The organism is Micrococcus sp. CH7, from assembly GCF_001595485.1.
In the GTDB taxonomy this organism is placed as follows: domain Bacteria; phylum Actinomycetota; class Actinomycetes; order Actinomycetales; family Micrococcaceae; genus Micrococcus; species Micrococcus luteus.
The window spans coordinates 15011-35534 of the sequence record NZ_LOSQ01000010.1 but is presented as its reverse complement, the minus strand read 5'-3'; the positions used below and the strand labels follow the sequence as shown (position 1 = coordinate 35534).

Genomic DNA, 20524 nt, shown 5'->3' with positions numbered 1-20524 from the left:
GCGTGAGCGGCGTCCGCATCGACGCGTGGCTGTGGGCCGTGCGGCTGTACAAGACCCGGTCCGCGGCCACGGCGGCGGTGCGCGCAGGCCACGTGCGCATCGACGGCGAGCCCGTGAAGGCGGCGACGCCCGTCGTCGTCGGGAACCGGGTGCGGGTGCGCCAGGACGGACGCGAGCGGATCCTGGAGGTCACGGGGCTGATCGCCAAGCGGGTGGGCGCCCCCGTGGCCCGGCAGCAGTACGTGGACCACTCCCCGCCGCCCGTGCCGCGTGAGCTGCTCGCGGTGCCCTACCGTGAGCGCGGCGCGGGCCGGCCCACCAAGCGGGACCGCCGGCAGCTGGACGCGCTGCGCGGCCGCGACCGACGCTGAGCGTCTCAGTCCTCCCCCGCGCCGTCATCCGCCGTCGTGATGGCGGCCTCATGCGGAGGGTGCGGTCAGCACCATCCGGAACGGCTTGTCGTTGTCCACCGTGACGGTGAACGTCATCGGCCCCGCCTCATCCACGGGGGGAGTCGCCGCCGACCAGCCGCCGCACAGCGCCTCCGATCCGGCCATCCAGGTCTTCGTTCCCCCGCCACCCCGTGAGGTCAGGATCTCCGTCTCACCGGTGGCATCCGAAGGACACAGCACGATGACCCGAAGGACTGCACCCTGTTGAGCGTCCACGGTGATCTGCTGCGTGCCCGTCCCGACCGCCTCCTCCAGGACGGACTCCTTCTCCGGGTCGAGATGGCCCGCATCCGGATGCCGGTGCGTGTACTCGACCAACGTCATCCCGTCCTCCTCGAACAGCGCGGCGGGGAGTGCTTCTTCACCGGCGGGTGACGACGCGGACGAACCGGTGGCGGAGGCCGACCGGGTTGCCGAGGGGGCCGCTGACGTCACGGTGACGGAGGACGCCGCAGCGGTGGATGCCTTCGCGGTGGAGGAGACGCTGCCCGGGGAAGCGGAGCATCCCGAGATGGCGATACCGAGGAGAGCCGCGACGACCACGGCGGCCGACAATGCCGCACGCTTCTTCTCGATGTCCATCCGCATGATCCGATCCCTCTCAGAGAACCGATTGCGGGGCCGCGGGCTGCGGTCTCGAGCCCCCCTCTCGAGTGGCTTGATCCTGGCTGGCGATGCGCGGTGTGTCAAGCATCACATCGGGCAGCTCGGATGACGCCGCGCGACCGCCGCGCTTTGACCACCCCACGGACCCCTCCGTAGGCTGATCCCCAGAATCACGAGTTCCCGTCATTCACGGCCCTGGCCGGCGGGACGGCAACCCTCTCACGCAGTAGTGGGGTGCTCCAGGTGATGATTCGGCCCCTCGGACACCCCGACGGGCAAGTACCGCGCCTCCGCGGATCCGGGCGATCCGCGTTCCCGCCGTCTGCGGAGCCGCGCCAGTCATCGGAAGAGGACGCGCGCCATGACCCTGACCCACGAACCCCACACCGCCGCGTGGGACACCGACCTGTCCCTCGGCAACCTCCGCTCCGGCCTCTCGGCATTCCCCACCGGGGTCGTCGCGCTGGCGGGCCTCGCCGACGACGTCCCCGAGGTGATGGTCTCCTCCTCCTTCGGCGTGGGCATCTCCTGGGAGCCGGCCCTCGTGTCCTTCTCCGCGCAGAACAGCTCCCGCACCTGGCCGCGCCTGCGCCGGGCCGGGTCGATCGGCGTCTCCCTGCTCGCAGCGGACCAGACGCCGCTGTGCCGTCAGCTGGCCGCCCGCGAGGGCGACCGCTTCGCCGGTCTCGACGTGCACCGCAGCCCGCACGACGCCCTGCTGATCGGGGGCTCCTCGCTCTGGCTCGAGACGCGGGTGCACGCCGAGGTCCCGGCGGGCGACCACACGGTGGTGCTGCTGGAGGTGACGGCCTTGGCGGATCACACGGACGCCGCTCCCCCGGCCGCCCTGCACCGCAATCTCTTCCACGGCCTGCGCGCGCTCTGAGCGAACTCCAGGTGAACAATCGGGCCCCTGGTTCCCGGTCGGCGAGATCCGTGCAATGATGGAGCCTGAAGTTGATCAAGCTGTATCCCGCCATCTTCACTGCTCGTCAGCCCGGCATCGCCGGCGTCGATGAGTGTTGGGCAAGCGGTTCAGTCTCGCCGCTTCACCCGCGTCCCACCTCCGGGCCGCGGTCCAACACCGCCACCGCACCGCGGGGGCACATCGAAAGGACACCATCATGGCTGTCGGTACTGTCAAGTGGTTCAACGCTGAGAAGGGCTACGGCTTCATCGCCCCCGAGGACAACTCCGCGGACGTGTTCGTGCACTTCTCCGCCATCCAGGGCAACGGCTTCAAGGAGCTCCAGGAGAACGACCGCGTCGAGTTCGAGACCCAGGACGGCCCCAAGGGCCTCCAGGCCGCCAACGTGACGAAGCTCTGATCTTCGCCTGACGCACGGCTTCCGACGCCCCCGGTCCGCACGGACCGGGGGCGTCGTCGTATGCGCTTCCGTGCGCCCTGCACGCCCCCGCACTCCGCCGTACGCCCGTTCGACCGCGGCGCTGCGACATCACCGCAGGGCTGCACTGCGGTGATGTCGCTGAGGCGCGGTCCTCCGCGGCGGGTCTCGTCCTGGCCCTGCGCGTCAGGCCACGCCCCGCCGGCCCACGTGGCGACGCAGCAGCAGCACCACGCCCAGGGCCAGCAGATACCCGGCCGCGACGACAACGAAGCCGGCCCGGTAGTCGCCCGTGACGTCGCGCAGCACGCCCATCAGCAGCGGGCCCAGGGCGAAGCCGGCGTACATGCCCATCGAGTTCGCCCCGGTCGCACGGCCCAGCCGCTCGGCCGGCACCTCGCTCAGCAGGCCCGCGTTGATCACCACGTTGGCGCCCAGCACCGTCAGGCCGTGCACCGCGGCGCCCACCCACAGCAGGGCCGGCAGGTCCAGCAGGTCCGCGGCGAGGAACACCACGACGCCGGCCACCGCCCCCAGGCAGATCACGGCCAGCAGGGTGGTGGGCCGGTCTCCGGCACTCATCCGCCGGCTCCACCCGATCCGGGAGAGCACCCCCACCACCCCGGACACGGCCGCCGCGGCGCCGCCGGCCACGAGCGTCATTCCCAGCGTCTCGACGGCGAACAGTGGCAGGTACGTGTTCGTGGCCTGCATGCCCAGGCCGGTGAGGAACGCGATCGCCGCGAAGAACCAGACCGTGGCCGGCAGGGGCGAGGTGTCCCGCCGTCGTCGCCCGCCGACGGGGCCGGTGGCCGGCGGCGGCGCCCCGGGCAGCGGCGGGGCGGCGACCAGGGCGAGCACCCAGAGCGCCCCGATGAGCACCGCGGCCCCCAGCGCGGCGCCCGTCCAGCCCAGGGCGAGGGACGCGGCCGGGAAGAACAGGCCGCCGACCAGCTGGGCCGCCTGGACGCCGGACTGCTTCACCCCGACCCACCCGATGCGCCTCTCCGGCGGCACCACGGTGCGGATGATCCGGTTCGTGGTGGGGTTGGAGATGGCTTGCGTGACGCCCGCGACGGCGGCCGCCGCGTACAGCACGGGCAGGGACGGGGCGACGGCGCCGAGCACGAGAGCCGCGGCGGTGCCGCCGAAGATGATGCTCAGCTGCGCGCGGGCGGACAGGCGGTCGGCGGCCCGGCCGAGGCCGAGGGAGGTGACGGCGGCCGCCGCGAACACGACCGTCATCACGGTGCCGAGCTGGCCCGAGGTGACGTCGAGCCGCTCCATCACGACCGTGGAGGAGGCGGAGACGCCGTAGTTGAACAGGGGCCCGGCGCCCATGGCCGCCAGCAGCACCCACAGCAGGGCCGCGGAGGGGCGGCGAGCGGCGGGGGCGGGCGGGGTCACGGCCCCAGGCTACGACCCCTCACGCGACGAGGCGGGAAATCCATCTCATGGGCGCCCGGGGGCGTCGTGTGAGGTGGATTTCCCGCCTCGAAAGCGGTGGTGACGGCGGGGGTGGGTCAGCCGACGCGGCCCTCACCGCGGTGCTCGCCCTCCACGCGGCCGGTGGTCCCCCGCTGGGTGACCTCCTCGCCGTCCTGGCGCTCGGGCCGCTCGCCGGCCTCCGCCGGCAGGCCCTCGTTCTCGTCGGTGGGTGTCTCGCCGGCGGTGGCGGCGGGTGCCGGATCCTGCGGGGCCCGACGACGGCCGCCGTGCGGGGACAGCGACTCACCCTCACCCAACGAGCTGACGCGCGGCATCGGCGACGTCGTCAGCGGCACGGACTCGGTCTGCCGGGCGTCGACGAGCGTGGAGCCCGTCCCGGAGATGGGGGAGCCCTGCACGGGGGCGCCGGCCGCCTTGCGGCCCGGGATCAGCAGCTCGGAGCGCCACTCGGGGTCGCGCTCGGTGAGGTAGTCCACGCGGGCGTGCTCGCCGAAGTGGTCCGCGTCCGCCTCCTCCCAGTCCATGGCCCAGCCGGCGGGCGGGTCGTTGAGCAGCTCGTCCGTGCGCAGCCAGTGGTAGATGGACGCGTACGAGCGGGTGCTCAGGTGGTCCACGCGGCGGCGCAGCATGCGGGTGTTCAGCTGGGACGGATGCGTCAGGCCCATGGACGCCATGATCTGCACGGCCTCGCGCACGGTCAGGCGGTGGTAGTTGAAGACGCGGTTGCCCTTGTCCTCCACGTCGAGGGCGCGCATCAGACGCGGGTCCTGCGTGGCCACCCCCACGGGGCACTCGTTCGTGTGGCACTTCTGCGCCTGGATGCACCCGGTGGCCATCATCATCGCGCGGGCGGACATGGTGAAGTCCGCGCCCTGGATCAGACGCTTGACGATGTCCGAACCGGTGGCGACCTTGCCGGCCGCGCCGAGCTTGATCATGTGGCGCAGGCCGGTGCCCACGAGCGCGTTGTGCACGAGCATGAGGCCCTCGGTCAGCGGGGTGCCCACGCGGTCCGAGTACTCGAGCGGGGCGGCGCCGGTGCCGCCCTCGGAGCCGTCCACGATGATGAAGTCGGGGGCGATCCGCTCCTCCCAGATGGCCTTGGTCATGGCCAGCACGTCCACGCGGGAGCCCACGCAGAACTTGATGCCGATCGGCTTGCCGTCCGAGAGCTCACGGAGCTGCTCGATGAACTTGACCATCTCGCGCGGGGTGCGGAACGCGGAGTGGGACGCCGGGGACAGGCAGTCCTTGTCCATCGGGATCTCACGGGCCTCGGCGATCTCGGGGGAGATCTTCTCCTTGGGCAGCATGCCGCCCAGGCCGGGCTTCGCGCCCTGGGAGATCTTGATGGTGATGCCCTTGACCTCGGGCAGCAGCGCCTTCTCGGCGAACTTCTCCGGGCTGAAGGTGCCGTCCTCGTTGCGGCAGCCGAAGTAGCCGGAGCCGATCTCCCAGAACAGGTCCGCGCCGTTGCCGCGGTGGTACTTGGTGAGGCCGCCCTCGCCGGTCTCGTGGATGAACCCGCCCAGGCCGGCGCCCTTGTTCATGGCGATCACGGCGTTGGCGGAGAGGGAGCCGAAGGACATGGACGAGATGTTCATCAGCGAGATGTCCACGGGCCGGCGGCAGTCCGGGCCGCCGATCCGCACCGTGGGGGGCTCCTCCGGCGGGTTGACCGGGGCGGTGGAGTGCAACAGGAACTCGTAGCCGATCTCCGAGGTGTCCCGCTCGGTGCCGAACGCCTTGTGGCTGTCCAGTCCCTTCGCGCGGGCGTAGACGATCGAGCGGGTGTCCCGGTCGAACGGCTTGCCGTCGAAGTTGCGCTCGATGAAGTACTGCTGGATCTCGGGGCGGATCGACTCCAGCAGGTACCGCATGTGGCCGAGCACGGGGTAGTTGCGGAGGATCGCGTGCCGCTTCTGGGTCATGTCCCACACGGCGAGCACGAGCAGCGCCACCAGGAGCACCGCCAGCACCCACCACGCGCCGCCGCCGATGGCGGCCACCAGCACGACGACGAGCGCGGCCAGCGAGAGGGTCGCGACGATCAGGAGTCTGTTGTTCACCCGACCATCGTGCCCTATATCACTCGAACGTTCATCCTCGCCGCACTGTGTCGAGGTCCCACGTGTGGGGCAGGGGCGTCCGGGCCGACGGCAGGGCCACGCTGCGCCGCCACTCGTGCAGCCACTCCGGCAGCGTCGGCTCCCCCGCGAGGTCGTGGCCGGCCGCCGCCGCGATCGCCCGGACCTCGTCGTTCTCCACGGGGCGGCCGTCCTTCTTGCGCAGGCGCGTGCAGATGTACGCGCGCACCGCGACGTCGCCGTCGACCACGACGCGCTGCTCGAACCACACCGCGCGCTCATCCAGGCCGATCATCCGCGTCTCCACGTCGAACCGCTGCCCCAGGGTCACCGAGCGGCGGAACGCGATCTGCTCGGCCTGCACCACGGGCGTCCAGCCGCGACGGCGGATCTCGTCCCACAGGCCGGTGCGGACCATCGCGTCGAAGCGGCCGAGGTCGAACAGCCCGAAGTACTGGCCGTTGTTGACGTGCAGGGCCATGTCCACGTCCGTGGGCAGGGCGCGCATCGGCAGCGTCGTCGGCTCCCAGAGTCCGGCGCGCGGGCGGCGACGCGCGCGGGCGACGACCCAGATCGTGCGGGGGATCAGATGCATCGGATGTTCCTCCTCGGGGTCACAGGACCCCCTCGGTCAGATGGTCCGGCGTGCCGAACCGGTGGGCGGTCACGGACACGGCCTGTTCGTGCAGGAACGGCAGCAGCTCCACCTCGCCGGCGCTCACCACGGGGCCAGCGTAGACCGCCACGTCGGGGGTGTCGCCGAGCGCCGCGTGGAGCGCGCTCCGCGCCGCCTCGGCCGCCTCCCGGTCGCCGGCCCAGTCGGCGACGAGCCGGATCCGTGCGTCGCCGCCGCCCTCCGCTGCGGGCGGGATGAGGGCCAGCCGCCGGGCGCGGTCGTGGAACGCGGCGTCGTCCTCGACGACGACGTCCACCGGCGCGGACGTGCCGGCACCCTCCGTGCGGACGGACCGGACCAGCTCCTCCACCCGGCCGCGCACGGCCTCGGCCGAGAGCCCGTCCGCGTCGGGCCCCTCCGCGGTGGGGGTCGGGCGCAGGCTCACGGTCATGGGCGCCCCGGCGCGCAGGCCGGCGGAGACGATGCGCAGCAGGTGGTCGGCGGGCCCCGAGTGCCGGCGCACGAGGACCGGGGTGGGGACGTGACGCAGCACGTTCCGCTCGGCCTCGAGCGCGGAGACGTCCGTGGCCACCCCGAACACGGTGGTCCACGCGTGGGTGTCGAGGGCGCGGGCGGTCTCGAGCCAGGATGCGCCCGCACCGTCGGCCTCGGACCCGGGCCGCCCCTCTCCCCCGGCCCACGTGGGCGCGTCCTCCCAGTCCACGAGGCCGTGCAGGTAGTGCGGCCCGCCGGCCTTCGTGGTGGGGCCGACGACGGAACGCTTCCAGCCGCCGAAGGGCTGGCGGCGCACGATGGCCCCGGTGATGCCGCGGTTCACGTAGAGGTTGCCGGCGCGCACGCCGCGCAGCCACACGTCGATCTCCTCCCGGTCCAGCGAGTGCAGCCCGGAGGTGAGGCCGTAGTCCACGGCGTTCACGATCCCGATGGCCTCCTCGAGCGTCTCGGCCGTCATCACGGCCAGCACGGGGCCGAAGTACTCGGTGAGGTGGGCGTCGGCGCCGGGACGCACGCCGGAGCGGATGCCCGGGCTCCACAGGCGACCCGTCTCGTCCAGCTGCCGCGGACGCAGGGCCCACCGCTCCCCCGGGCCGAGCTCGGTGAGCCCGCGGCGCAGCTTCTCGCCGGGGGCCTCGATCACGGGGCCCATCTCGGCGCGCGGGTCCGCGGGGTGCGCCACGTGCAGGGACGAGGCGGCGTCCAGCAGCTGCCGGTGGAAGCGCTCGGAGGTGGCCACGGAGCCGACGAGCACCACGAGGGAGGACGCCGAGCACTTCTGGCCGGCGTGACCGAACGCGGACTGGACCACGTCCTTCGTGGCCAGGTCCAGATCCGCGGACGGGGTCACGATCACGGCGTTCTTGCCGGAGGTCTCGGCGAGCAGGTGCAGGTCGGGGCGCATCCCCTTGAACAGCCGTGCGGTGTCCCAGCTGCCGGTGAGGATGAGCCGCTCGACGGCCGGGTCGGTCACGAGCGCCGCGCCGACCTCCGCCTCGTCCTCGTCCGCCAGCGTCACCAGGCGCACGAGGTCCGCGGGGTCGTGCCCGGCCAGCGGGCCGCCGTCGTCGAACAGCCCCGAGTCCCGCAGCCCGGCCACGATCAGCTCCCACGCGACCGCGCCCGTCCGCTCGGACTGCGGGGCCGGCTTGAACACCACGGGCGAGCCGGCGCCGAGCGCGGCGAGGACGCCCCCGACCGGGATGGCCACGGGGAAGTTCCACGGCGGGATCACCAGGGTCAGGCGGACGGGCACGGCGCGAGCGCCCTCCACCGCGTCCAGACCGCGGGCCAGGCGCGCGTAGTAGTGCGCGAAGTCCACGGCCTCGGAGACCTCGGGGTCGCCCTGGTCCAGGGTCTTGCCGGTCTCGGCGGCGGCCACCTCCAGCAGGCGGGCCCGGCCGGCGTGCAGGGCCCGTCCGACGGCGTCCAGCGCGTCGGCGCGCTCGTGGCCGGTGAGCGCGCCCCAGCGGGCGCCGGGGTGGGCGGTGGCGGCGATGGCGGCGCGGGCGTCGTCGGCCGTGGTGGCGCGGTGGGCGCGGACGGTGTCCGTCCCGAGGTCCGAGCCCGGGACGGCCGCGAGGATCCGGCGGGCCCACTCCCGGTTGCCGGGCAGCGCGGGGTCCGTGTCCGGGGTGTTGGCGAAGCCGTCCACGGGGGCGGGGGTCGGCCCGTCCTCCCCGCGGGACCGGTCCTGGAGGCGGTTCGGACGGGGCACGGCCGCGTCCAGGTGGCGCAGCGAGGCGCGGAAGCGCTCCTCCTCGCGGGCGAACAGGTCCGCGTCCGCGTCCAGGTCGAACACGGCGGACATGAAGTTCTCCGGGGAGGCGCCCTCCTCGAGGCGGCGCACGAGGTAGGAGATCGCCACGTCGAACTCCTCGGGCCGCACCACGGGCGTGTAGAGCAGCAGGGCGCCGACGTCGGCCCGGACGGCGGCGGCCTGGCCGGTGGCCATGCCGAGCAGCATCTCGAACTCCACCGCGGCCGGGTCGAGCCCGCGGCGCTCGATCAGCCGGTGGGCCAGGGCGACGTCGAAGAGGTTGTGCCCGGCCACGCCGATGCGCACGTGGGCCAGATGCTCCGGGGTGAGCGCGTAGTTGAGCACGCGCTTGTAGTTGGTGTCCGCCTCCTGCTTCGAGCCCACCGTGGCCAGCGGCCAGCCCGTCAGGGAGGCCTGCATCCGCTCCATGGGCAGGTTGGCGCCCTTGACCACGCGCACCTTGACCGGGGCGCCGCCGGCGGCGACGCGGCGCGCGGCCCACTCCTGCAGGCGCACCATGGCCGCGAGCGCGTCCGGCAGGTAGGCCTGCAGCACGATGCCGGCCTCGTAGTCGCGCAGGCCCGGCTGCTCGAGCAGGGCGGTGAACACGTTGAGCGTGAGGTCGAGGTCGCGGTACTCCTCCATATCCAGGTTGATGAAGGTGTCCCGATCCCGGGCGAGCTCGAACAGCGGGGTGAGCCGCTCGGTGATGTCCGCGACGGCCTCGTCGAACGCGTAGGGCGCGTGCGGGGCGGTGGCGGCGGAGACCTTCACGGACACGTAGTCGACGTCGTCGCGGCGGATCAGCGCGGCGATGCCCTCGAGCCGGCGATCCGCCTCGCCCTGGCCGAGGATCGCCTCGCCCAGCAGGTTGATGTTCAGCCGGGTGCCCTCGTCGCGCAGGGCCGCGATGGCCTTGCCGAGCTGTCGGTCCCGCGCGTCGACGATCAGGTGGGAGACCATGTGCCGCAGCACGCCGCGGGCCGTGGGGACGGCGATGCGCGGCACGAGCGGGGCGGCGCGGCCGCCGACGCCGAGGACGGCGCGCAGGGCCGGGGGCAGGAAGCCGGGGGCGCGGCCGGCGAGCTCCCGCAGCGCCCGGGCGGCGATCGCGGGGTCCTCGGGGCGGACCACGTGGTCCACGAAGCGCACGATGAAGTCGAGGCCGCCCGGCTCCTTCAGGGCGCCCGCCAGCTGGCGGGCCGCGAAGTCGGCCTCGTGGTCCCGGGACTCGGCGAGCCAGCGCCGCACCTGCGCGACGGCATCGTCGGCGAGGGCGTGCAGGTCGGCGGGGTCGGGGATCCCGCCGGTCGCGCCGAGGACCCGGTCGAGATCGTCATGGTCCTGGGCGGAGAACATCGCGGTCATGGCCGCACTCTGCACGTGTTCCGGGTCACAGGTCAAACCGCCGCGGCTTCCTGTCAGACGCCTATGCTCGATGGACATCCCCTCGCCGCGCGCCCGCGCGTCGCCGCCGTCTTCCCAGGAGCCCGTCCGCCATGGCCGCCGCCGACCCCGCCCCCACCGACGCGCGGGAGCGCCGGGACGTCGTCGTGCCCGTGCCCGGACCCGAGGACCCGCCCGAGCGGGCCTGGCTCGTCCTGCCCCACCGCCACCCGGTGCCGACGCTGCTGGAGGAGACGCGGGACGCCGTCGTGGGCCTGGCCGAGACGCTCGCCGCCGTCCTGCCGGTCACCGTGCTCGCCCACCCGCGCGACGCCGGGGCGGCGCGGCTGGTGCCCCCGGAGGTGGACCTGCTGCGCGCGCCCGTGGGCTCACCGCTGCTGGGCCGCACCGGGCCGAGCTTCATCCGCCGCCCCGAGGGCCTGGCCGCCGTCGCCTGGCGCAGCGCCGCGGGCCTGACCGGGACCGGGCCCCTCGACGGCGCGGCCGCGACGGCCGTGGCGGAGGCGGCGGGACTGCCGCTGCTCACCCCCCTGCTGTGCGCCCCGCGCGGGGCCTGGGTGACCGACGGCGAGGGGACGGCCGTGGTGGCCGCGGACCCCGTGCTGGACGGACGGATCAACGGCGCGTGGACCCCCGGCCAGGTGGCCGCCGAGTTCGCCGCCCTCCTGGGGATCACCCGGGTGCTGTGGCTGCCGCCGGCACCGCGGCCGGACACCGGGCCGTGGGGCGGGCCCGGCCACCTGGCCTCGTGGGTGCGGCTGCGGGGCGACGGCGAGGCCGCCGTGCACTGGCGCGGCGACCGGTTCCACCCCGAGCACCCCTACGCCGCGGCGGCGCTGCGCTTCCTGCAGGGCGCCGACGACGCCGCCGGCCGGCCCCTGCGCGTGCGCACGGTGACCGGGGCGGCGCAGCCCGCCGCGTACGACCCGGCCGAGCGGGGCCCCCGCTCCCTCCTGGACACGCTGCCGCTGGGCGCGGCGGTGCTGCGGCCGGCGTTCGAGGACGCCGCGGGTGAGGAGGCCGCGGCCGCCGCGTGCGCGGCGCTGCACCCGGGGCTGCCCCAGCTGTCGTTCCCCGCCCCGCCGCTGCTGCGGCTGGCCGGCGCGCTCAACGACCTGGTGCTGCTCCAGCCCCGCCCGTGACCTCGTCCGCCGCGGGGCCGTCGTCGTCGCCGCCGTCCGCCGGGGCGCGGTCCTCGTCCTTCCCGTGCGCGTCGGACCGCCAGGCCGCCGGGCGCAGCCGTTCCAGGAGCGAGGACTGACGGCGCTCCATGCCCTTCAGGTCGGAGGCGATGAGCGCGTTGATCCAGCGGGCGTTCGGGTCGGCGTCGATCAGCACGGCCTTGGCCAGCAGCGTGCAGGGCAGCGCGAGGATCGCGCCGAGCGGCCCGAGGACCCAGGCCCAGAAGAGCAGGGAGAGGAAGCTGACGGTGGGGATCACGCCGATCGCGTCGCCGGCCACCTTGGGCTGGATCACGGACTGCAGCACGAAGTTCAGCACCGAGTAGCTGACCACCACCCACAGGAAGTCGGACCAGCCGCCCGCCGCCAGGCCCAGGACGGCCGGCGGCAGCAGGCCGATGATGAAGCCGATGTTCGGGATGTAGTTGGTGAGGAAGCTGAGCACGCCCCACACGAGCGCGAGCGGGACGCCGATCAGCAGGAGGGCGATCACGTCCAGCACCGCCACGATCAGGCCGAACACCGTGGTGACCACCCAGTAGCGGCGCACGCCCTGGGCGAACTCGACCAGGGCGTGGCCGAACTCGTGGCGGGCGGTGCTGAGCAGGCGGACGCGGCGTTCGACGTCCATCGAGTCCATCGCGAGGAAGAACATGCCCATGATCACGGTGACGAGCAGGCCGAAGACGGCGTAGACGTTCGTGGCGATCTTCGTGATGGCGCTGACGGCCGTCCCGGTCACGGTGCTCATGTCGATCGAGGCCAGCTGCTGGGACACCATGTCCGGGGTCACGCCGCGCTCACTGAGCCAGTGCGAGACGTCCAGGACGATCTGCTGGAAGCGGTCCGCGTACTTCGGCAGCTCCGCCACCATCTCGAGGCCGGACCACACCATCATGCCCCCGAACACGCCCATCACCGCGACGATCAGCAGGACGGTGGTGGTGGCGCCGAGCACGGGGTGCAGGCCCCGGCGGATGAGCCAGGCCTGCAGGGGGTAGGCCACGATCACGAGGTTCAGCCCCAGGAACACGGGCGCCGCGATGGAGGCGATCCCCTGGAAGAACTGCACCACCAGCACCAGACCCGCGAGCGTCAGGACGATCACCAGCATGCGCGGCCACATGCGGTGGGGGCGGCGGATGTCCCAGTCGGAGGCGGGACTGGACCAGGCGGGCTGCGGGGTCACCCCCGGGGGCTGTGCGGCGCTCACGCGGGCAGTCTATGCGCGGGCCGGACGGGGTAGGGTCGGGACCAGTCCACATCGACAGGGGAGCGCCCGCGCGGCGCTGAGAGTGCGGTCCGCCGCAGACCCTCGAACCTGCTCCGGTCCGCACCGGCGAAGGAAGTCGAGTCTCCCGGTCGACGTCGTCCCGGGATTCCGGTGGCGACCTCGTCCCGGCCCCTCTGCCGTCCCAGACAGAGGAGAACCGCCATGTCCCGCATCCCGCACCGCGCCCTCGCCGCCCTCTCGGTGGCCGCCCTCGCCCTCACCGGCTGTTCGGTGTCCGGCTCGTCCGGCGACGGGGCGTCGTCGTCCGTCTCCGGGGCCGGCGGCGGCGAGTCGACGACCGTGACGATCATGACGCACGACTCGTTCAACCTGCCCGAGGAGCTCGTCCAGAAGTTCGAGCAGGAGTCCGGCTACACCCTGAAGACCACGGCCCCCGGCGACGCCGGCAGCGTGGTGAACCAGCTCCTGCTGGCCAAGGACGAGCCCACCGTGGACGGCGTCTATGGCGTGGAGGACCACTCGGCGCACCGTCTCGTCCGCGAGGGCGTCGTCGCCGCCTACACCCCGAAGGACCTGCCCGCCTCCGCGCAGGACCGGATGGTGGAGGACCGCATGACCCCGGTGGACCAGGGCCAGGTGTGCTTCAACACGGATCCGGCGTGGTTCACCGCCCACGACGTCGAGGCCCCCACCTCGATCGACCAGCTCGACGACCCCGAGTACGCGAAGCTGACGGTCGCCACCTCCCCCGTGGCCTCCTCCCCCGGCCTGGCGCTGCTCGCGGCCACCACGGAGAAGTACGGCGACGACGGCTGGCAGGACTGGTGGCAGGGCCTGATGGAGAACGGCGGCAAGGTCGCCGACAGCTGGTCCGACGCCTACAACTCGGACTTCTCCGGCGGCGAGGGCAAGGGTCGGTTCCCGGTGGTGCTCTCCTACTCCTCCTCCCCCGCGTTCGCCCCCGAGACCGAGGTGATCGAGGACTCCTGCACCCCGCAGGTCGAGTACGCCGGCGTGCTCGAGGGCGCGAAGAACCCCGAGGGCGCGCAGGCGTTCGTGGACTTCATGCTCACCGAGGACGTCCAGTCCGCCCTGCCCGAGTCGATGTACATGTACCCGATCGACGAGTCGGTGCAGCTGCCCGAGGAGTGGGCGCAGAACGCACCGCTCGTCGAGGACGCCATCACCCCGGACCCCGCCCGCATCGACGAGCGCCGCGAGGACCTGCTGAAGGAGTGGACCGCCCTGTCCGAGGCCTCCCGGCGCTGATGTCCGCACTCACCGAGGTCGCGGCCCCCGGCACGGACCTGCCGCGCCGGCGGGCCCGCGGCCGGGGGGACGGGCTCGGCCCGTGGTGGCTGGTGGCCGCCGTCCTGCCGGTCGCCTTCCTGCTCGTCTTCTTCGCGTGGCCCGTGGCGGCCATGCTCTGGCGCGGGATCGGCGGCGACGCCGACGCGTTCACCGGCGCCGTGGACCTCACCGCCTTCGGGGAGACCCTCGCCCGCGAGCGCACGTGGCGCATCCTCGGCCAGACGCTCGGCATGGCCGCCGCCGGCACGGTGGTCTCGGTGGCGCTCGGCCTGCCGACCGCGTTCGTGCTGCACCGGCGTCGCATCCCGGGGCGGGCCGTGCTCCGCGCCCTCGTGCTCGTGCCGTTCGTGCTGCCCACGGTGGTGGTCGGCGTCGCGTTCCGCGCCCTGCTCGCCCCCGGCGGACCGCTGGGCTTCACCGGGCTGGACCAGACGACCACCGCCGTCGTGCTGGCCATGGTCTTCTTCAACGTGTCCGTGGTGGTGCGCCAGGTGGGCGCGCTGTGGAACGCGCTGGACCCGCGCCAGACCGAGGCCGCCCGCACCCTGGGCGCCTCGCCGTGGCGGGCGTTCCGCACCGTGACGCTGCCCCAGCTCGCCCCGGCGATCGCCACGAGCGCGGCGCTGGTGTTCCTGTTCTGCGCGTCCGCGTTCGGCATCGTCCAGACGCTCGGCCGGCCCGGCTACGGCACGCTCGAGTCGGAGATCTGGGTGCAGACCTCCGTCTACCTGGACCTGCGGACCGCGGCGGTGTTCTCCGTGCTGCAGTTCGCGGTGGTGCTGGCCGCCGTCGTGGTCTCCGGCGTGACGGCGGCGCGCACCCAGCGGGCACTGCGGCTGCGGGAGACGCCGCCGGCCCGGCTCACGCGCGCGGACGCGGTCCCGGTGGCCGTGATGCTCGCGGTGGTGGCGCTCGTGGTGGCGCCGATCCTCACGCTCGTGGTGCGCTCCTTCCACACCCGCCACGGCTGGGGGCTGGGCAACTACCGGCTGCTGGCGACGAGCGCGGGCAGCGGGTTCGTGGGCGGGTCGACGCCGGCCCAGGCGCTCGAACAGTCCCTGCGGGTGGCCGTGGACGCCACGCTCGTGACGCTCGTGGTGGCCGTGCCGCTGGCCCTGCTGCTGACCCGGCCCTTCCGCTCACGCGCGGCGCTGGCGGCCCAGCGGGCCCTCGACGGCGCCCTGCTCCTGCCGCTCGGGGTGTCCGCGGTGACCGTGGGCTTCGGCTTCGTCGTGTCCCTGCGGGCCGCGTTCCCGGAGCTGGCGGCCTCGGGCGTGCTCGTGCCGCTGGCCCAGGCGGTGGTGGCGCTGCCGCTCGCGGTGCGGGCGCTCGTGCCCGTGCTCGCGGCGGTGGATCCGCGGCTGCGGGAGGCCGCGCGCACCCTCGGGGCGGGCCCGTGGCGGGTGCTGGCCACGGTGGACGGCCCGTTCCTCGCCCGCGGCGTGGGCGTGGCCGCGGGCTTCGCCTTCGCGGTGTCCCTGGGCGAGTTCGGGGCCACGAGCTTCCTGGCGAGCCCGTCCGCGCCCACCCTGCCGGTGCTGATCGCCCGGCTGCTGGGCCGGCCGGGCGCGGACAACTACGGGATGGCGCTCGCGGCGGCCACGGTGCTGGCCGTGCTGAGCGCCGGGATCATGCTGGTGTGCGAGCGGCTGCGCCCCCGGGGCCCGGCCGGGGCGGGAGGTCTCTGATGACGCCGACGACGACGGGGGCCTCCCTCCGGCTGCGGGACGTGGCGATCCGCTACCCGGACGGCTCCACCCCCGTGCGGGGGACGGACCTGGACGTGGCCGCCGGGGAGATCGTGGCGCTCGTGGGCGCCTCCGGCTCGGGCAAGTCCACCATCCTGCGCGGGATCGCCGGGCTCGAGGACGTCGTGGCGGGCACGGTGGAGCTCGACGGGCGGGACGTGGCCGCGGTGCCGACGCACCGCCGGGGCGTGGGGATGGTGTTCCAGGACGGGCAGCTGTTCCCGCACCGGACCGTGGGCCGGAACGTGGCGTACGGTCTCGAGTCCGCCGGCTGGGACCGGGCCCGGCGGCGGGCACGCGTGGCCGAGCTGCTGGACCTGGTGGGCCTGACCGAGCTCACGGACCGGCCCGTGCAGCGGCTCTCCGGCGGGCAGGCCCAGCGCGTGGCGCTGGCCCGGTCGCTGGCCCCGGCCCCGCGGGTGCTCCTGCTGGACGAGCCGCTGTCCGCGCTCGACGCGGACCTGCGCCGGCGCCTGGCCGAGGACATCCGGACGGTGCTGCGGGCGGCGGGGACGACCGGCGTCGTCGTCACCCACGACCTCGCGGAGGCCGCCGTGATGGCCGACCGCACCGTGCGCCTGGGTGCGGGCGGACGCATCGCGGCGGAGGAGGACGACCCGGCGGTAGCCTCTCAGGCATGACCCCGCCCGCACCCCGCCCCCGGCTGACCGCCCAGGACGTGGTGGACGCCGCCGTCGGGATCCTGCAGGACTTCGGCATGGGCGACCTGTCCATGCGGCGCGTGGCCGGGGTGCTGGGCGTGCAGGCCTCCGCGCTGTACTGGCACGTGCCGGACAAGCAGTCGCTGCTGGCGCGGGTGGCGGACCGGATCGTCGCCGAGGCGGAGGAGACCGTGCGCGCCCGCCGCGTCACGGACCTGGCGGGCCGCGCCGAGGCCGCGGAGGCCGCCCTGCTGCGGCACCGGGACGGGGCGGACGTGGTGCTCTCCGCCCTCGCGCTCGGGCTGGGCGGCCTCGGCCTGCACCGTCTGCTCACCGAGGCGGCGGACACCCCGGAGGACGGGGAGCGGGCCCTGGCGCTGCTGCTGGGCACCGTGTCCCTGCGGCAGCAGCGCGCGCAGGCGCAGGCGCTCGGCGTGCCGACCGGCCCGGACGTGCAGCGGCACCGCACGGACCCGCTCTGAGCCCCCGTCCGGCGCCGCCGCGCGGGAGGCCGAGGAGAGGAGACCTGCCTCCTCACAGGTGCGCTCGGTAAGGTCGGGAGGACAGGTCGGGACGGGTCGTCCCCTTCGTTCAGGGCGATCCCGCCCGACCGCCGCAGGACCAGCATGGCCCGCCGGACCCGGCTCACAGTTCCGGCGCGGCCCCCTTCGACACAGCCGGCGAAGCCATGGGAGCACGGATCAACCACCCGCGGACGGTCGTGGACCGGACGCTGCATCACGACGTCGAGGCCGCGCACCCCGCGGCGCTCGTCGACGTGGGCTGGGACTTCCGTGGCCCGGGCGCCAAGGCGGAGGAGCAGCACCGCCCGCTGCGCGTGGTCCGTGCCCGCCGACCTCGGGGCACCCCGCGGGACCGGAACGGCGTCGACCTCACGCGCACCGGCCCCGTCGTCCCCCGCCCCGCCCCGCCGCGCACCCGGATCCGCCGGGACGGCGTCCGCGTGGTGGCCAGCCCGCTGGCCATGCTGCCCGGCGTGGACCACGGCCCCGCCCTCCGCCTGGACCTGCACCCGACGACGGGGGGCATCGTCTACGTGGCCCGCGAGCTCGAGCTGCGCGAGCTCGGCGACGACGTCCGCGGCCACGTCTACACCGGGATGGTCGGCACGGCGCATCTGAGCGCCTTCTGGTCCACCGTCACCGTCGACCTGCCGCCGAAGCGCCCGGTGATCGTGCGGCTGCGCTCGGACCGGGACGCCGAGCTGCTCGCCCTGCTCGAGGTCCTCGCCCCCGTGGACACACGCGTGGTCTCCTACCGGCTCGACGAGTCCCCCGTGGGCACGCAGCGCTCCAGCTACCTGCTGCCGGACGTGGACCCGGAGACGGTCGCCCAGACGGGTGCGGCCCGGATCCCGCTCGAGGCCATCGAGGCCGCCCAGGAGGAGGAGGACGCGCTGCGCCGCTCCTCCGGCGTCTTCCTCTCCCGCCGCCGCACGGACCGCTTCCTGCGCCGCAACCTGCCCGGGGTGACCCACGGCCTCACGTTCGCGGACGAGGCGGACGTGACGGACGTGTACGTGGACGGCTCCGTGCTGCGCGGCTCCCGCATCGGCGGGGCGGCCGCCGTCGCCGGGCCGAGCATGTGGGCCGTGCAGGCCGTGGCCGGGGCCACGATGCCGCTCGAGGTGGAACTGGAGGCGCTCGTGCTGGGGCACGTGATCTGCGCGTGGGCGGGCACCCCCGGCGGCCGGGTCACCATCCACTCGGACTCGCGCGCCGCGCTGGCCCTGCTCAACGCCGCCCGCCGTGAGCGGCTCACCCTCGGTGGCGCCCGGGGCGAGCGCATCCGCCGCACTCTGCGGCGCCTGCTGGCCGCCGTCGACCTGGCGCAGGCCGCGGACGTCCAGGTGGACACCACGTGGGTCAAGGGCCACGTGGGGGTGCACGGCAACGAACTCGCCGACGACCTCGCCCGGGCCGCCGCCCGCCATGCCAGCGTCGGCACCCCCGAGGGGGACCTGCCCGAGCGGCTGGGGCAGCTGATCCAGCTCCGCGTCGAGGACGACGCCGCCGCCGGCTGACCCCGGCCCCGATTCCGCGTCCTCCGTCCCAGCCTCTAGGGTGGGGCTGTGGAAGCGACAGTGGAACAGATCACAGCGGCCGTCACCGCCTTCAACGACAAGTACTGGTACGTCGTGATGGCGCTGCTCTTCGTGGCCGGGGTGTGGTTCACCATCCGGACCGTGGGCGTGCAGGTGCGCATGCTCCCGGAGATGCTCCGGTCGGTGACGGCCAAGTCCCAGACCGGGTTCGAGAACGACGGCGTGAGCCCGTTCCGCGCCTTCACCATCTCGGCGGCCTCGCGCGTGGGCACCGGCAACGTGGCCGGCGTGGCGATCGCGATCGTGATCGGCGGCCCGGGCGCCGTGTTCTGGATGTGGCTGCTGGCGATCATCGGCGGCGCCACCGCGTTCGTCGAGTCCACGCTGGCCCAGCTGTACAAGCAGAAGGGCGCGGACGGCTACTTCGGCGGGCCCGCGTACTACATCCGCGACGGTCTGGGCGCGAAGTGGCTGGCGGCCGTGTTCGCCGTCGCCATCACCGTGACCTACGGCTTCGTGTTCAACGCCGTGCAGTCCAACTCGATCTCCGAGTCCGTGCAGGCCAACTGGGGCGCGTCCTCCACCACCGCGTGGATCGTGGGCCTGGGCCTGGCCGCCCTCACCGGCCTCGTGATCTTCGGCGGCGTGCGCCGGCTCTCGGCCGTGACCAACGTGCTGGTCCCCGTGATGGCCACGTTCTACATCTTCCTGGCCCTGATCGTGATGGTCGTCAACATCACCGAGGTCCCGGGCATGATCGCGCTGATCGTGGGCCACGCCTTCGGCCTGCGCGAGGTCGCGGGCGCCGCCGTCGGCATGACGATGGTGATGCAGGGCGTGCGCCGCGGCATGTTCTCCAACGAGGCCGGCATGGGCTCCGCCCCGAACGCCGCCGCCACCGCGGCCGTCTCCCACCCGGCCAAGCAGGGCTTCGTGCAGTCCCTGGGCGTCTACTTCGACACCCTGATCGTGTGCTCGGCCACCGCGTTCGTCATCCTGCTCTCCAACCCGGCCTACGGACGCGGGGAGGCGCTCGGCATGCAGGTGACCCAGGGTGCGCTCCAGCAGGCCGTGGGCGCGTGGGCCGGCCCGGCGCTGACCGTCATCATCTTCTTCCTGGCCTGGTCCTCCGTGCTGGGCAACACCTACTACGGCGAGGCCAACATCCGGTACCTGGCCGGCCGCCACGCGGGCCCGGCCATCACCGTGTTCCGCGTGCTCGTGCTGGTGTGCGTGGTCGGCGGCGCGCTCGGCTCCGTGGCGCTGGTGTGGAACCTCGCGGACACGTTCGCGGCCCTCATGGCGACCATCAACCTCGTGGCGATCATCCCGCTCGGCGGGCTGGCCGTGAAGCTGCTCCGGGACTACGAGCGCAAGCTCAAGGCGGGCATGGATCCGGGCTTCCACATCTCCGACCTGCCCGAGGCGCGGAACGTGGCCCTCTGGCGGGACGAGCCGAAGACCTCCCCGCTCCAGGACTGACGCCCCCGCCCGCGCGTTTCGAGGCGGGATATCGACCCCATCCGGCTGCCGCGGGCGGCCGTGGGGTGGATATCCCGCCTCGATGCGTGAGGAGGCCCGGTCTGGACACCGCGCGGGGGTCGGCGCCTAGGTTGAGGCGCACCCGACCGGCCACGCCCGAGCGGCCGGCACGACGTCCGAGGAGGACACATGGGCATCCTCTCCAGCATCACCCGCACTCTCGGCGGCGGCGGCCGCCGCTCCAGCCGGCCCACCATCGGTGCGCACGTCGGCCGGTCCCCCGGCTTCGGCCGGCAGGGCCGCGCTCAGGGACGCCGGTCCAGCGGCCTGGGCGGTGCCCTCCTGGGCACGCTCGGCGGTCTGGCGCTGCGTGAGCTCTCGCGCCGCGGCGCCGGGGGCACGACGCGCGGGCGCAGCTCCGGTGCGTACCGCGGCGGCTTCGGGCCCTCGGCCCGGTCCACGGGCGGCCTCGGCACCGGCCTGCTGGGCGGGCTGCTCGGCGGGGCCCTCGCCTCCCGCGGCCGGGGCGGCGCCGTCGGCCGACGCGCGGCGGGCGGCCGCCGGACCGTGGGCGGCGGCTTCTGACCGCTGCGCGGGCGCGGA

17 protein-coding genes and 2 riboswitches are annotated in these 20524 nt (G+C 74.1%); of the genes, 11 read left to right on the top strand and 6 right to left on the bottom strand.

Going from position 1 to position 20524, the window contains the following annotated elements; translation table 11 throughout:
• The first annotated feature begins 2 nt into the window (after positions 1–2).
• Complete coding sequence (locus AUV08_RS04750) at positions 3–371, top strand: RNA-binding S4 domain-containing protein (protein WP_002855797.1); 369 nt, start codon at positions 3–5, stop codon at positions 369–371.
• 48 nt (positions 372–419) lie between these two features.
• Here AUV08_RS04750 and AUV08_RS12160 read toward each other — a convergent pair whose 3' ends face one another.
• Positions 420–1034 (bottom strand): hypothetical protein, encoded by a 615-nt coding sequence (locus AUV08_RS12160; RefSeq protein ID WP_231862109.1) that lies wholly within the window; start codon positions 1032–1034, stop codon positions 420–422.
• Positions 1035–1226: 192 nt separating this feature from the next.
• A riboswitch (SAM riboswitch) is annotated at positions 1227–1346 on the top strand.
• 73 nt (positions 1347–1419) lie between these two features.
• Between AUV08_RS12160 and AUV08_RS04740 the strand changes: the two genes are divergently transcribed.
• Both AUV08_RS04740 and AUV08_RS04735 read left to right on the top strand, forming a co-directional pair.
• Positions 1420–1944: a flavin reductase family protein gene (locus tag AUV08_RS04740; RefSeq protein WP_061867666.1), complete on the top strand. Its 525-nt coding sequence runs from the start codon at positions 1420–1422 to the stop codon at positions 1942–1944.
• Positions 1945–2182: 238 nt separating this feature from the next.
• Complete coding sequence (locus tag AUV08_RS04735) at positions 2183–2386, top strand: cold-shock protein (RefSeq protein ID WP_010080175.1); 204 nt, start codon at positions 2183–2185, stop codon at positions 2384–2386.
• A 204-nt stretch (positions 2387–2590) separates the two neighbouring features.
• On the opposite strand, the gene AUV08_RS04730 is transcribed toward AUV08_RS04735, so the two are convergent.
• From AUV08_RS04730 to AUV08_RS04715, 4 genes are all read right to left on the bottom strand, one after another.
• Positions 2591–3811 (bottom strand): MFS transporter, encoded by a 1221-nt coding sequence (locus AUV08_RS04730; RefSeq protein ID WP_036383812.1) that lies wholly within the window; start codon positions 3809–3811, stop codon positions 2591–2593.
• Between the two features lie 116 nt (positions 3812–3927).
• Positions 3928–5922, bottom strand: coding sequence for an FMN-binding glutamate synthase family protein (locus tag AUV08_RS04725; protein WP_061867665.1), 1995 nt, complete (start codon positions 5920–5922; stop codon positions 3928–3930).
• Positions 5923–5953: 31 nt separating this feature from the next.
• Entirely contained in the window at positions 5954–6535 is a 582-nt protein-coding gene (locus AUV08_RS04720) for a thioesterase family protein (RefSeq protein WP_036316171.1), read from the bottom strand.
• Between the two features lie 19 nt (positions 6536–6554).
• Positions 6555–10199: a bifunctional proline dehydrogenase/L-glutamate gamma-semialdehyde dehydrogenase gene (locus tag AUV08_RS04715; RefSeq protein ID WP_061867664.1), complete on the bottom strand. Its 3645-nt coding sequence runs from the start codon at positions 10197–10199 to the stop codon at positions 6555–6557.
• Positions 10200–10330: 131 nt separating this feature from the next.
• Between AUV08_RS04715 and AUV08_RS04710 the strand changes: the two genes are divergently transcribed.
• Positions 10331–11380: an agmatine deiminase family protein gene (locus AUV08_RS04710; RefSeq protein WP_061867663.1), complete on the top strand. Its 1050-nt coding sequence runs from the start codon at positions 10331–10333 to the stop codon at positions 11378–11380.
• On the opposite strand, the gene AUV08_RS04705 is transcribed toward AUV08_RS04710, so the two are convergent.
• On the bottom strand, positions 11346–12632 hold the full coding sequence (locus AUV08_RS04705) for an AI-2E family transporter (RefSeq protein ID WP_036383828.1): 1287 nt from the start codon (positions 12630–12632) through the stop codon (positions 11346–11348). The two genes, AUV08_RS04710 and AUV08_RS04705, sit on opposite strands and share 35 nt — an antisense overlap.
• A 46-nt stretch (positions 12633–12678) precedes the next feature.
• A riboswitch (TPP riboswitch) is annotated at positions 12679–12784 on the top strand.
• Between the two features lie 70 nt (positions 12785–12854).
• On the opposite strand from AUV08_RS04705, the gene AUV08_RS04700 reads away from it, so the two are divergent.
• From AUV08_RS04700 to AUV08_RS04670, 7 genes are all read left to right on the top strand, one after another.
• Entirely contained in the window at positions 12855–13922 is a 1068-nt protein-coding gene (locus AUV08_RS04700; protein ID WP_036383830.1) for a thiamine ABC transporter substrate binding subunit, read from the top strand.
• Complete coding sequence (locus AUV08_RS04695) at positions 13922–15652, top strand: iron ABC transporter permease (RefSeq protein WP_036383832.1); 1731 nt, start codon at positions 13922–13924, stop codon at positions 15650–15652. Before AUV08_RS04700 ends, AUV08_RS04695 begins: the two co-directional genes overlap by 1 nt.
• On the top strand, positions 15652–16353 hold the full coding sequence (locus AUV08_RS04690; RefSeq protein ID WP_036383834.1) for an ABC transporter ATP-binding protein: 702 nt from the start codon (positions 15652–15654) through the stop codon (positions 16351–16353). The genes AUV08_RS04695 and AUV08_RS04690 overlap by 1 nt, the downstream gene beginning before the upstream one ends.
• Complete coding sequence (locus AUV08_RS04685) at positions 16350–16856, top strand: TetR family transcriptional regulator (RefSeq protein WP_002857997.1); 507 nt, start codon at positions 16350–16352, stop codon at positions 16854–16856. The genes AUV08_RS04690 and AUV08_RS04685 overlap by 4 nt, the downstream gene beginning before the upstream one ends.
• A 206-nt stretch (positions 16857–17062) precedes the next feature.
• Entirely contained in the window at positions 17063–18418 is a 1356-nt protein-coding gene (locus tag AUV08_RS04680) for an RNase H family protein (RefSeq protein WP_061867662.1), read from the top strand.
• Between the two features lie 60 nt (positions 18419–18478).
• Positions 18479–19921: a sodium:alanine symporter family protein gene (locus AUV08_RS04675; RefSeq protein WP_061867661.1), complete on the top strand. Its 1443-nt coding sequence runs from the start codon at positions 18479–18481 to the stop codon at positions 19919–19921.
• 189 nt (positions 19922–20110) lie between these two features.
• Positions 20111–20506 carry a hypothetical protein gene (locus AUV08_RS04670; RefSeq protein ID WP_036384909.1) on the top strand — a complete coding sequence of 132 codons (396 nt, stop codon included), beginning with the start codon at positions 20111–20113 and terminating at the stop codon, positions 20504–20506.
• Positions 20507–20524 lie beyond the last annotated feature (18 nt).